13 protein-coding genes are annotated in these 12,431 nt (G+C 61.9%); 4 read left to right on the top strand and 9 right to left on the bottom strand.

Annotation, left to right across the window (positions count from 1 at the left end; all coding sequences use genetic code 11):
• Positions 1-177 precede the first annotated feature (177 nt).
• Both rpsO and D769_RS06595 read right to left on the bottom strand, forming a co-directional pair.
• Positions 178-447, bottom strand: a complete 270-nt coding sequence (gene rpsO / locus D769_RS06600; protein ID WP_008643336.1) for a 30S ribosomal protein S15 — start codon at positions 445-447, stop codon at positions 178-180.
• A 165-nt stretch (positions 448-612) separates the two neighbouring features.
• Positions 613-1,890 carry a branched-chain amino acid ABC transporter substrate-binding protein gene (locus D769_RS06595; protein ID WP_040010914.1) on the bottom strand — a complete coding sequence of 426 codons (1,278 nt, stop codon included), beginning with the start codon at positions 1,888-1,890 and terminating at the stop codon, positions 613-615.
• A gap of 213 nt (positions 1,891-2,103) precedes the next feature.
• On the opposite strand from D769_RS06595, the gene D769_RS06590 reads away from it, so the two are divergent.
• Positions 2,104-2,637: a hypothetical protein gene (locus D769_RS06590; RefSeq protein ID WP_008643334.1), complete on the top strand. Its 534-nt coding sequence runs from the start codon at positions 2,104-2,106 to the stop codon at positions 2,635-2,637.
• 96 nt (positions 2,638-2,733) lie between these two features.
• Here D769_RS06590 and D769_RS06585 read toward each other — a convergent pair whose 3' ends face one another.
• The 7 genes from D769_RS06585 to D769_RS06555 form a co-directional block, all read right to left on the bottom strand.
• Positions 2,734-4,275, bottom strand: coding sequence for a 2-isopropylmalate synthase (locus D769_RS06585; RefSeq protein ID WP_008643333.1), 1,542 nt, complete (start codon positions 4,273-4,275; stop codon positions 2,734-2,736).
• 309 nt (positions 4,276-4,584) lie between these two features.
• Complete coding sequence (lysM, locus tag D769_RS06580; protein ID WP_008643332.1) at positions 4,585-5,085, bottom strand: peptidoglycan-binding protein LysM; 501 nt, start codon at positions 5,083-5,085, stop codon at positions 4,585-4,587.
• A gap of 88 nt (positions 5,086-5,173) precedes the next feature.
• On the bottom strand, positions 5,174-6,067 hold the full coding sequence (gene pssA, locus D769_RS06575) for a CDP-diacylglycerol--serine O-phosphatidyltransferase (RefSeq protein WP_008643331.1): 894 nt from the start codon (positions 6,065-6,067) through the stop codon (positions 5,174-5,176).
• Positions 6,068-6,092: 25 nt separating this feature from the next.
• Positions 6,093-6,746: a phosphatidylserine decarboxylase gene (locus D769_RS06570; RefSeq protein WP_008643330.1), complete on the bottom strand. Its 654-nt coding sequence runs from the start codon at positions 6,744-6,746 to the stop codon at positions 6,093-6,095.
• A gap of 212 nt (positions 6,747-6,958) precedes the next feature.
• Positions 6,959-7,975, bottom strand: a complete 1,017-nt coding sequence (gene ilvC / locus D769_RS06565; RefSeq protein ID WP_008643329.1) for a ketol-acid reductoisomerase — start codon at positions 7,973-7,975, stop codon at positions 6,959-6,961.
• A 137-nt stretch (positions 7,976-8,112) separates the two neighbouring features.
• Entirely contained in the window at positions 8,113-8,604 is a 492-nt protein-coding gene (gene ilvN, locus D769_RS06560) for an acetolactate synthase small subunit (protein ID WP_008643328.1), read from the bottom strand.
• Complete coding sequence (locus D769_RS06555) at positions 8,604-10,367, bottom strand: acetolactate synthase 3 catalytic subunit (protein ID WP_008643327.1); 1,764 nt, start codon at positions 10,365-10,367, stop codon at positions 8,604-8,606. The genes ilvN and D769_RS06555 overlap by 1 nt, the downstream gene beginning before the upstream one ends.
• A gap of 378 nt (positions 10,368-10,745) precedes the next feature.
• Here D769_RS06555 and D769_RS06550 point away from each other — a divergent pair, with 378 nt between their 5' ends.
• The 3 genes from D769_RS06550 to D769_RS06540 all read left to right on the top strand — a co-directional run.
• Positions 10,746-11,312: an RNA polymerase sigma factor gene (locus D769_RS06550; protein ID WP_008643326.1), complete on the top strand. Its 567-nt coding sequence runs from the start codon at positions 10,746-10,748 to the stop codon at positions 11,310-11,312.
• Entirely contained in the window at positions 11,309-11,746 is a 438-nt protein-coding gene (locus tag D769_RS06545) for a DUF3619 family protein (RefSeq protein ID WP_008643325.1), read from the top strand. The genes D769_RS06550 and D769_RS06545 overlap by 4 nt, the downstream gene beginning before the upstream one ends.
• Before the next feature lie 3 nt (positions 11,747-11,749).
• A partial coding sequence (locus D769_RS06540) for a DUF3106 domain-containing protein (protein WP_008643324.1) occupies positions 11,750-12,431 on the top strand: 682 nt, incomplete at its 3' end.

Raw genomic sequence — 12,431 nt, 5'->3', positions numbered from 1 at the left:
CATCAACGCCCGACTTTCGAGTGAAGCGAACATCACTACCAACCCTGGCCCAGCATATCAATCGCTGGACCAGAAAAGCAAAATGCCTGCCTCAGCAGTGCTGACGCAGGCATTGCGGCCTCACGTGAAATCGTGCGCGTGCAACTTCCGCAGGATTCGTGCTGCCATCCGCAGACCTTACTTACGCAGGCCCAGGGCTTCGATCAGGGCGCGGTAACGATCGGCATCGCTGGCCTTGAGGTAGTCCAGCAGGCGACGGCGACGGCTCACCATGCGCAGCAGACCGCGGCGGCTGTGGTGATCCTTCATGTTGGCCTTGAAGTGCGGGGTCAGTTCGTTGATACGGGTTGTCAACAGAGCGACCTGAACTTCGGGGCTACCCGTGTCGTTGGTGCCGCGAGCGAACTTCGCGATGATCTCGGACTTGTTGATATTGGCAGTTGCCATGATGATTTCCTTTCACTTGCGAACGCTGCAGCGCGGGATGCGCCACCTGCGTCGTGCCTGAATGACTTGAGGCATCTGTCGCCATCCAGCTGGGTGGCTTGAGGACGACAGCCGCGCATTATAGCCGAATTCCCGCCCGCGGCGAAGTCTACGGCGGCGCCCGCCTCAATTGCGCGGCGGGCGCTCCATACGGCACGTGGTCGGCAGCGTGGTCTGGGCGGTCTTAAGCTTCTTTATCGTGCGGAATCCGTAGCCGGAGCCTTCATTGTCGAAACGGACATCGCCGCCCTGCTTCGCCATGACCGAGACATAAAGCGGCTGGAGGACCTGGTGGTCGTCCGCCCGCACGGTAGCCTCGTGGAACGCGTTGGTAAAACGCATGTCCTCAAGCGCATAGCCCACGGCCACGGCGTCGGTAGAACCAGCGCGCTCGATCGCCCGCGCCAGCATCTCCACCATCATCTGCATGCGTAGATGCACATAGTCATCCTTGGGGTCCGGATAGCGTGCCCGGAACGACTGGTAGAACGCATCGGATGCCGCCCCGCCTACGTTCGGGTGCCATTCGGCCACGGCCAGCACCCGGCCCACACCCGCGTCACCCATCGCTGCCGGCGCACCGAGCCCATTGCCATAGAACGTGTAGAAGCGCGCATTGAGGCCACCCTCGCGCGCGGCCTTCACCATCAGCGTCAGATCGTTGCCCCAGTTGCCAGTGATGACCGCGTCGGCGCCGCTCGCCTTGATCTTGGCGATGTACGGCGCGAAATCCTTGATCTTGCCGATCGGGTGGAACTCGTCGCCGACAATCTGGATATCCGGACGCTTTGTCGCCAGCATTTCACGCGCCGAACGCGCCACCTGATGGCCGAAGCTGTAGTCCTGGTCGATCAGGTAGACCTTGCGCACCGAACGCTCGCTTCGGATGGCCTCGGTCAACGCCTGCATTCGCATATCCGCGCTGGCGTCGAAACGAAAATGCCAGAAGCTGCAGTTCTCGTTGGTCAGCGAAGGATCAACGGCCGAATAGTTCAGGAACAGCACGCGAGCATCGGGCTGGCGCGCGTTCTGACGGTTGATTGCCCCCACGAGCGCGCTGGCCACGGCCGAACTGTTCCCTTGCAGCACAAACGGAATGCGCTTGTCGACCAGACTGCGGAACTGGATCAGGCTTTCATCGACATTGCCCTTGCTATCGAATGTCACCAGTTCGAACGGATGCGACCCATCGGGCAACTTGACACCGCCGCTCGCGTTGACGCGCTCGATGGCGATACGCAGGTTGCGCACCACAGCCTCGCCTGCGTTGGCAAAGGGGCCGGACAGGCCGTCGATCATGCCCAGGCGAATTGGCGCGCCAGCCTGCGCCTGCGCGGCTGCCGCCGCGCAAAACAGCGCAGCAGCCACCCAGACGCGCAATCTGTTCCCTCGAATCCAGGCCATCGCCCTCCCCAGTTACCCAGCAAAGCGAGCGATGTTAAGGCAGATGCGCCCGGACCGGCAATCTTCATCGATCATCGCCAGATGCCATTAGATCCGCGAAGTTTATTGCGACTAAGCAGACGAATCTGAAAGAAGCAATGCGGCATTCACACGACGCGACTGGTGCGGCTAAACTGCCGCCACTCGCATCCACCATGTGCCAAGCCTGAAGTCATGCCCTCCCGTTATCAGCGTGGCAGTCGCCATCTGCTTTCAATTCTGTGGGCCGTCCTGGCCACCCTCGCGCTGGGCGCCTGCACCGTCCTTGCCCCGGTCGACTCCGGACTCAAGCTCGTCGGCCAGCCGCAGAGCGCCGTGCAGGCCGCATTCGGCAAGCCCACCGACGTCTACAAGCTCGATGACGGGACAACCCGCTGGTTCTATTCGAAGCAGCCGCTCGGCGAGTATTCCTACGCGGCCGATTTCGATCGGGATGGCAAGCTGACGAATTTCCGCCAGATGCTGACGACGACCGAGCTGTACAAGGCAAAGGTCAATGTCTGGACCAAGAAGGACGTGCTCGAACACTTCGGCGCGCCGCGCGAGCCGATCGAATACTACCCGCGCCTGAAGCAAGAGGCCTGGAGCTACCGCTTCCTCCACGAGGACCAGTGGTACTCGATGTTCAACTTCATGTTCGACGATACGGGTGTGCTGCGCCAGACACTGGTGACACCCGACCCCTTGCGCGACCGCCCTGAGCGCTGACGACAAAACGCCCGCCATCGCGGGATACGCGACTGGCGGGCGTTTCATGATGGCGGGGCCTTGTGAGCCCCACCAGCGGCATCGCAGGATTCGGGATCAGATCTGCGGGTTGATCTTCTGCACAGCCTTGTCGTGCAGCTTGTTCAGCGCGGCCAGGTAGGCCTTGGCCGATGCGGCGACGATATCCGGGTCGGTACCCACGCCATTGACGATACGACCCGCCTTCGACAGACGTACCGTGACTTCACCCTGGGCCTGCGTGCCGGCGGTGATCGCATTCACCGAGTACAGCACCAGTTCGGCACCGCTGTTGACCTTGCCTTCGATCGCGTGCAGCGTGGCGTCCACCGGACCATTGCCTTCGGCTTCGCCGGTCTGCTCGCTGCCATCGATGTTGAACACCACGCGGGCATGGGGACGCTCACCCGTTTCCGAACGCTGCGACAGCGAGATGAAGCGATAGTGCTCATTGGCGTGCTCCTGCTCTTCATCGGAGACGATCGCCATGATGTCTTCATCGAAGATCTCGGCCTTCTGGTCGGCGAGCTCCTTGAAACGAGCAAATGCCGCATTGATCTCCGCTTCGCTTTCGAGTTGGACGCCAAGCTCCTGCAGACGCTGCTTGAACGCATTGCGGCCCGAAAGCTTGCCAAGCACGATCTTGTTGGCCGTCCAGCCCACGTCCTCGGCGCGCATGATCTCGTAGGTATCGCGCGCCTTGAGCACGCCGTCCTGGTGAATGCCGGACGCATGGGCAAACGCGTTGGCGCCCACCACGGCCTTGTTCGGCTGCACGACGAAGCCGGTAATCTGCGACACAAGCTTCGAGGCCGGCACGATCTGGGTCGTGTCGATGCCCACATCCATGTTGAAGTAGTCACGGCGCGTCTTCACGGCCATCACCACTTCTTCCAGGCTGGTGTTACCCGCGCGTTCGCCAAGGCCGTTGATCGTGCACTCGATCTGGCGAGCGCCGCCGAGCTTCACGGCAGCCAGGGAGTTCGCCACGGCCATGCCGAGGTCATTGTGGCAATGCACTGACCAGACGGCCTTGTCCGAGTTCGGAATGCGCTCGCGCACCGAGCGGATCAGCTCGGCATAGCCTTCCGGCACGGCATAACCCACGGTGTCGGGCAGGTTGATCGTGGTGGCGCCTTCGGCGATCACGCCTTCGAGCACACGGCACAGGAAGTCCATGTCCGAGCGGCTGCCATCTTCCGGCGAGAACTCGATGTCGTCCGTGAACTGGCGCGCGAAGCGCACGGCCAGACGTGCCTGCTCATAAACCTGGTCCGGTGTCATGCGCAGCTTCTTTTCCATGTGCAGCGCCGAGGTGGCGATGAACGTGTGGATACGGAACGAGTTTGCCGGCTTGAGCGCCTCGGCGGCACGAGCGATGTCCTTGTCGTTGGCACGGGCCAGCGAGCAGATCGTCGAATCCTTGACCACTTGGGCGATCGAGCGGATGGCCTCGAAGTCACCATTGGAGCTTGCCGCAAAACCTGCCTCGATCACGTCGACCTTCAGGCGTTCAAGCTGGCGCGCAATGCGAATCTTCTCTTCGCGGGTCATGGACGCGCCGGGCGACTGTTCGCCGTCACGCAAGGTGGTGTCGAAAATGATGAGTTTGTCAGACATTTTGTGGAGCTCCTGGGCTGTACCCTGTTGTGCCGTGCTGTCCCGATCTCAATCTTGCTGCCGGACAATCGCGTCAGAATGCAAAACGCCCCGGCGTGCAACGATGCAGGCCGGGGCGTTCGAAAGAATCCTGGTGATTCCGCGTTAAGGCGATTGGTGACCCTTAGCGCGCGCGCAACCCGACCTGACGGCCTAGTAGGCCACCTAGAATGGTGCGGGCAATTAGGGTCTGGCGCGAAATCATGTCGGCGACTATATCCGGTTTGGCGCGTGTGTGCAACCGCATCATTCCCGATACCTGCCAGCGACTCACTTCGGCGGAATCCGCAGTTTCTGGCCAGGGTAGATCTTGTCCGGATTCGACAACATCGGCTTGTTGGCCTCGAAGATCTTGTTGTATTCGGCGCCATTGCCGTAGGCAGCCTGGGAGATCGCCCAGAGCGTGTCGCCCTTCACGACGGTGTGCCATTGTGACTCGTCCGATTCGACGTTGACAGACATCTTGTCCTCGACCGAATCCACGCCTTCCACGTTGCCGCAGCACAGAATGATCTTCTCGCGCGTTGCCTGGTCAGCCGCCACGCCAAAGACGGTGACCTTGCCCTGCGAGCCGTCAACCGTGACTGTCAGCCCCGTCGCGGTCAGTCCCATCTGCGCGATATAAGCCTCGATGGCATCGCCAGCCGCGCGGTTGGCCGCATCGACCTTGTCCGTCGACGGATCGGCCACAGCCGCATCCTGGGCCGCCTTGGCCTCTCCCTTGCCGAACAGCTTCTCTCCCGCTTCCTTGATGAAGTCAAACATGCCCATGATGTCCTCCTGAGGGTGGGTGAAACGTACAACGCACAGACTACAGAAAAGCAAAGGCGCCCGAAAGCGCCTTTGTTCCTATGTTGGATCAGTTGCCGCCTGAGCCGTTGCCCGGCGCACGCGACTTGTCGACGCCGCCACGCTGACCGTGCAGCGTTCGCCATGCCCACAGCAGGTAACCTGAAATCGCATAGGCGACGAACAGGCCAAACAGTGCCACGGGTGGATCGGAAGAAACGACCACGAACAGCACGAGTACCAGCACCATCATGCCGAACGGCACGCGATAGCGCACATCCAGCGCCTTACCACTGTAGAACGGCGCGTTGGAGACCATCGACAAGCCGGCATAGAGCGTGATGCCGAATGCGACCCACGGCATCCAGAGTTCCTTGACCGGCAGCTTGTTGTCGATCGCCAGCCAGACAAAGCCCGCCACCAACGCCGCAGCAGCCGGGCTTGGCAGCCCCTGGAAGAAGCGCTTGTCGACCACCCCAATATTGGCATTGAAGCGCGCCAGTCGTAGCGCCGCGCAGGTGCAGTAGACAAACGCGGCAATCCAGCCCCACTTGCCCAGGTCATGCAGGATCCACTCATACATGACCAGAGCCGGCGCCACGCCGAACGACGTCATGTCCGACAGCGAATCGTACTGCTCGCCAAACGCGCTCTGTGTGTTCGTGATGCGGGCCACGCGGCCATCCATGCCATCGAGCACCATCGCCGCGAAGATTGCGATGGCTGCCACGTCGAAGCGCATGTTCATCGCCTGCACGATCGCGAAGAAGCCCGCGAACAAGGCAGCGGTGGTAAAGGCGTTGGGCAGCAGATAAATGCCACGACGGCGCGGACGCACGTACTCCAGATCGTGCTCGTCCGGGTCATACGCATTGTCGTTGCGCAACTGGTTGCGGCGAAACGGACGCAGGTGCGTCACGTTACCGTTGTTGACGCGCTTGTTGCGTCGATTGAAGGCACCCATTCAGTGTCCCCTGTAGCAGGCGCGCTTACGCCCGCACATCCAGATCAGCCAGCACGGTCGCCGACGCCGAGACTTTCTCGCCAATCGTCACGCGCGGACGGGCATCCACGGGCAGGTACACATCCACCCGCGAACCGAAACGGATAAAGCCGTAGCGCTGACCACGCGATAGCATGTCGCCCACGTTGATGTAGCACAGGATACGGCGCGCTACCAGGCCAGCCACCTGCACCAGCGTCACCACCTGGCCATCCGACGCACGGCGGATCACGACGGCATTGCGCTCGTTCTCCACCGATGCCTTGTCGAGATCGGCATTGACGAACTTGCCGGGAAAGTACTCGAGCTTCTCCACCTTGCCATCGAGCGACGAGCGGTTCGAGTGCACGTTGAACACATTCATGAACACGCTGATCTTCAGTGCCTCGCGGCCCGCGTACGGGTCCTGCGTTTTCTCGACCACGACAATGCGGCCATCGGCAGGCGCCAGGATTGCGTTTGGCGCCGATGGAATCGGCCGAGGCGGATCGCGAAAGAACTGAAGCACGAACAGCGTGACGATCCACAGCGGCAGCGCGCCCCAGAAGCCCGCGCTGATATGCACCAGCAGCGAGACAATGAATGCGCCGGCCAGGAATGGCCAGCCTTCACGGGCGATCAGCGGATGAGGATAATTCATGCAGAAGATGTTCGGTGGTTTGCGCGGGCAGGAGGCGCCGCGACTGAAAGATAGGGATAAAGATCAGGCCTGGGCCTGAAAAGCCCGACAAGGATAGCAAAAAGCCGCCCGGCCCCCGCCAAAATGTCTCCTGCAACACAGGATCTGGCGGAAAGCCCGGCGGCTTCCAGGGTGCGCAGGGCGCCACGGCGCCCTGCTTCGCCCGGTACTGCTTAGTTCTTCGACTGGTCAACCAGCTTGTTCTTGGCGATCCACGGCATCATCGCGCGCAGCTTGCCGCCCACTTCCTCGATCTGGTGCTCGGCGGTCAGGCGACGGCGCGAGATCAGCGTCGGGGCGCCAGCCTTGTTCTCGAGCAGGAAGCTCTTGGCGTATTCGCCGGTCTGGATGTCCTTCAGGCACTGCTTCATGGCCTTCTTGGTCTCTTCGGTCACCACGCGCGGGCCGGTGACGTACTCACCATACTCGGCGTTGTTCGAGATCGAGTAGTTCATGTTGGCGATGCCGCCTTCGTAGATCAGGTCGACGATCAGCTTCAGCTCGTGCAGGCACTCGAAGTAGGCCATTTCCGGAGCGTAGCCAGCTTCCACCAGCGTTTCGAAGCCAGCCTTGATCAGCTCGACGGTACCGCCGCACAGCACGGCTTGCTCGCCGAACAGGTCGGTTTCGGTTTCTTCGCGGAAGTTGGTCTCGATGATGCCGGCGCGGCCGCCGCCGTTGGCGGTAGCGTACGACAGAGCGATGTCACGTGCAGCGCCGGACTTGTTCTGATGCACGGCGATCAGGTGCGGCACGCCGCCACCTTGCGCGTACGTCGAACGCACGGTGTGGCCCGGGGCCTTCGGGGCGATCATGATCACGTCCAGGTCGGCACGCGGGATCACGGCGCCGTAGTGCACGTTGAAGCCGTGGGCGAAGGCCAGCGCGGCGCCATCCTTGATGTTGGCATGCACTTCGTTCTTGTACACGTCGGCGATCTGCTCGTCCGGCAGCAGGATCATGACCACGTCGGCGCCCTTCACTGCCTCGGCCACTTCCTTGACCTGCAGGCCGGCGTTCACGGCCTTGTTCCACGACGCGCCGCTCTTGCGCAGACCAACGGTCACGTTCACGCCCGAATCCTTCAGGTTCAGCGCGTGGGCGTGGCCTTGCGAGCCGTAGCCGATGATGGTGACGTTCTTGCCCTTGATGAGGGAGAGGTCGGCGTCCTTGTCGTAAAACACTTTCATGATGGTTCCTTCAATTTCTCAAAATCTGCTTATTGGGTGGCGGCGAAGCGCGCGTTTGCCAATTCTGGACTGAGCGCGCTGCGCTGCTTCGGGATACTGCGTGTCGGCTTTGGGCCGGTAGCTGCCGGGGGCGCCGGTCAGACCTTCAGGATGCGCTCGCCGCGGCCGATTCCCGAACCGCCGGTACGGACGGTTTCCAGGATCGCGGTGCGGTCGATGGCATCGAGGAACGCATCCAGCTTGCCGCCGTTGCCGGTCAGCTCGATGGTGTACGTCTTTTCGGTCACGTCGATGATGCGGCCACGGAAAATGTCGGCGGTGCGCTTCATTTCCTCGCGCTCCTTGCCTACGGCACGCACCTTCACGAGCATCAGCTCGCGCTCGATGTGCGCGCCTTCGGTCAGGTCCACCACTTTGACCACTTCCACCAGACGGTTCAGGTGCTTGGTGATCTGCTCGATCACGTCGTCCGAACCGGTGGTGACGATGGTCATCCGCGACAGCGACGCGTCTTCGGTGGGTGCCACCGTCAGCGTCTCGATGTTGTATCCACGTGCCGAAAACAGGCCCACCACGCGCGACAGCGCGCCGGGTTCATTCTCCAGCAGGACCGAGATGATGTGTCGCATTACAGGTCCTCCGCGCCAAGCAGCATTTCGGAGATACCCTTGCCAGCCTGAACCATCGGCCACACGTTTTCAGTGGGGTCGGTCTGGAAGTCCAGGAACACGGTACGGTCCTTGAGTCGGAAAGCCTCGCGCAATGCGGGTTCCACATCGGAGCTCTTCTCGATGCGCATCCCCACGTGGCCATAGGCTTCGGCGAGTTTGACGAAGTCGGGCAATGCCTGCATGTAGGAATGCGAGTAACGATTGTCGTACTCGATTTCCTGCCACTGGCGCACCATGCCCAGATATCCGTTGTTCAGCGAGCAGATCTTGACCGGGGTGTCGTACTGCAGGCAGGTCGACAGTTCCTGGATACACATCTGGATCGAGCCTTCACCGGTGATGGTGACGACTTCCTTGTCCGGGAATGCCTTCTTGATGCCCATTGCGTACGGCAGGCCCACGCCCATCGTGCCGAGGCCACCGGAATTGATCCAGCGACGCGGCTCGTTGAACTTGTAGAACTGCGCGGCCCACATCTGGTGCTGGCCCACGTCGGAGCAGATGAATGCGTCGCCGTGCGTCAGTTCCCAGATCTTTTCCACCACGTACTGCGGCTTGATGATCTCGGAACTGCGGTCGTACTTGAGGCAGTCCACCGAGCGCCACTTCTCGATCTGTTCCCACCACTTGGCCAGGGCCTCGCGCTTGGGCTTGATATCGCTCGTCTTGATCTGGGAGATCAGTTCCTGCAGCACGTCCTTGACGTTGCCAACGATGGGAATGTCCACCTTGACGCGCTTCGAGATCGACGACGGGTCGATGTCGATGTGGATGATCTTGCGGGCCTGCGCGGTGAAATGGGACGGGTTGCCGATCACGCGGTCATCGAATCGGGCGCCGATGGCAATCAGCACGTCGCAGTTCTGCATGGCCATGTTGGCCTCATACGTGCCGTGCATGCCGAGCATGCCAACGAACTGCTTGCTCGTGCCGGGGAACGCGCCCAGGCCCATCAGCGTATTGGTGACCGGATGACCGGTGAGCGCGGCCAGCTCGCGCAGCTCTTCGCTTGCGTTGGCCAGCACCACGCCACCGCCCGAATAGATGTACGGGCGCTCGGCCGATTGCAGCAACGCCACGGCCTTGCGAATCTGACCCGAATGGCCCTTGTTCACCGGGCTGTACGAGCGCATGTCGATCGACTTCGGATACTCGTACTTGCAGCTGTTGCGCGACACGTCCTTCGGGATATCGACCACCACGGGGCCGGGACGGCCGGTGGCGGCAATGAAGAACGCCTTCTTGATCGTGGCGGCCAGGTCACGCACGTCCTTCACGAGGAAGTTGTGCTTGACGATCGGGCGCGTGATGCCAACGGTGTCGCATTCCTGGAACGCATCCTGACCGATCGCGTGAGTCGGCACGTTGCCGGTGATCACCACCATCGGAATCGAATCCAGATAGGCGGTGGCGATGCCGGTCACGGCATTGGTCACGCCCGGACCCGAGGTCACCAGCGCAACGCCCACCTTGCCGGTCGCACGGGCGTACCCGTCAGCGGCATGGACGGCGGCCTGCTCGTGGCGCACCAGGATATGTTCGAATTTGGTTTGCTTGTGGAGCTCGTCGTAGATATAGAGCACTGCGCCGCCGGGATAACCCCAGACGTATTCGACGCCTTCTTCGGCAAGTGCGTTGACGAGGATTTCCGCTCCGATCATTTCGCGAGCGGAGGATGAATTGCTATCGGCGTGGGAAAATTCCGCGCTGGGCATGTTCATTTCAGTCCTTTGCAATTTTCGGCAAAAAATTGTTTGGATGCTCTCTGCCGGGCTTTTGGCTCGGGTTCAAGCGGTGCGCGTCTGCATGAGAAGACCGCCTCATAAGCGGTCCGATGAGACAACCACTGATGTCGTGAACCTTCGATGATACTGCAATGCACCACTGCGGTCTATGGGCAATTCACATCAAATCACTGGAATCATGCAGCGGCGGCACAACGGCCGGTGACTGGTTGATTGCGATGATGTCTGCACTTGCATACAGCAGTGGCAGAGTCCATGTGTTTTTTGCTAGCATCGCAGACATTTCAGAGGTGCCGCAGGACTTAGGCGGCACATTCGGCCCGGCCCCCGCGCCCAACTGCTGTATTTGCCTGCATGGCCACCGATCAGGAACTCTCCGACTTTCTCGCCAGCGTGGAACGACGCGCCTTCAAGCAGGCCGTGTTCGCCGTGCGGGACGACGAAGCCGCGCTGGACATCGTGCAGGACGCCATGATCAAGCTGGCGGAGAAATACGGCGACAAATCTGCCGCAGAACTCCCGCCGCTGTTCCAGCGCATCCTCCAGAACACAATCCACGACTGGTTCCGTCGCCAGAAGGTGCGCAACACCTGGGTGACGCTTTTTTCGAACCTGCGCGACGAGCGCGATGGCGACGATAGCGACCTGCTCGACACATTGGAGGCCCAAGCCGGCACCGAGATGGCAGAAAGCAGCGCCGACAAGGTCGAACGCGCGCAGGTCATGCATATCATCGAGCAGGAAATCCAGCGTCTGCCCACGCGTCAACGCGAGGCTTTCCTGATGCGTTACTGGGAGGATATGGATGTAGCCGAAACAGCAGCCGTGATGGGCTGCTCCGAGGGCAGCGTCAAGACGCACTGTTCCCGTGCAACGCATACTCTGGCGCAAGCCTTGCGCGCGCGGGGGGTCCGACTATGAGCAGAAACGAACGAGATATCCAGGAGCGGCGCTTCGCCCACGAGATTCGCCTGGCACTTGATGCCTCGGCGGATGCACTGCCGCCGGACGTTGCCGAACGGCTCGCCGCCGCGCGGCGCATGGCGCTTGCCGCGAAGAAAGCCGAAGTGCGGGCGCATGTGCCGCAACTTGCCCTGCCAGGCGGCCACCACGGCTACGCCTTCGAGGAAGAAGACGACACGCCACTGCACCGTGCCGGTGCATGGCTGCGCAAGCTCGCGCTCGTCTGGACGCTGGTGGCGCTCGGCGCCGGACTCATCGGCATCTACCACTGGCAGCAGCAGAAGCGCGTCGAGGAACTCGCCGACGTGGATACCGCGATGCTGCTCGACGACCTGCCTCCGACGGCATACGCGGACCAGGGCTTCCACGTGTACCTGAAGCGCGGGCAATAAGACATGGCCCGCGCAAGACACCTCGCCGACGCCTTCCACCGCCGGGTTGCCAGACTATGGGCTGCCGGCCCCGCCGTCGCTGCACTTGTCGCCGCGCTTTGCGGCGGCTTTGCCACATCGGCGGTTCAAGCGCAGAACCCTGCCGCCAGCCAGCCGGCCGCGCCGCGTCCGATCACCAATGCGCATCCGACCTGGCTCGAGCTGCCGCCCGCACACCAGCAGGCGCTCGCCCCACTCCAGCCGATCTGGGAAACACTGCCGGAACTGAATCGGCACAAGTGGGAACGCATCGCCGAGCGCTATCCGAAGCTCAAGCCCGAGGAACAGAAACGCCTGCAGGAGCGGATGGCCGAATGGGTCAAGCTGACCCCGCAGCAACGCCGTCTGGCGCGCGAGAATTACCAGATCACGCGCACGCTGCCGCCCGAGAAGAAGGCAGAGGCATGGGATCGGTACCAGCAGCTTCCGGAAGAACAGAAAAAGAAGCTAGCCGCAGCCGAGAAGGTGCCGCGCCGGCCCGGGACTGTGAGCGCGCTGCCATCGGGCAAGCGCCCACCGGCCGATACCAGCCGACAACTCCGACCTGAGAAAAAGGCTGCCAGCGGCGCGGCAGCCGTAGCCGGCCCGGCATCCGCGGCCCAGGCTACCCCGGCGCTGTCGTCTGCATCGGCTGCGGCAGTCGCCG

Origin of the sequence: Cupriavidus sp. HMR-1, assembly GCF_000319775.1 — a bacterium.
In the GTDB taxonomy this organism is placed as follows: Bacteria; Pseudomonadota; Gammaproteobacteria; order Burkholderiales; family Burkholderiaceae; genus Cupriavidus; species Cupriavidus metallidurans.
This window is presented reverse-complemented; position numbering and strand designations above follow the sequence as displayed.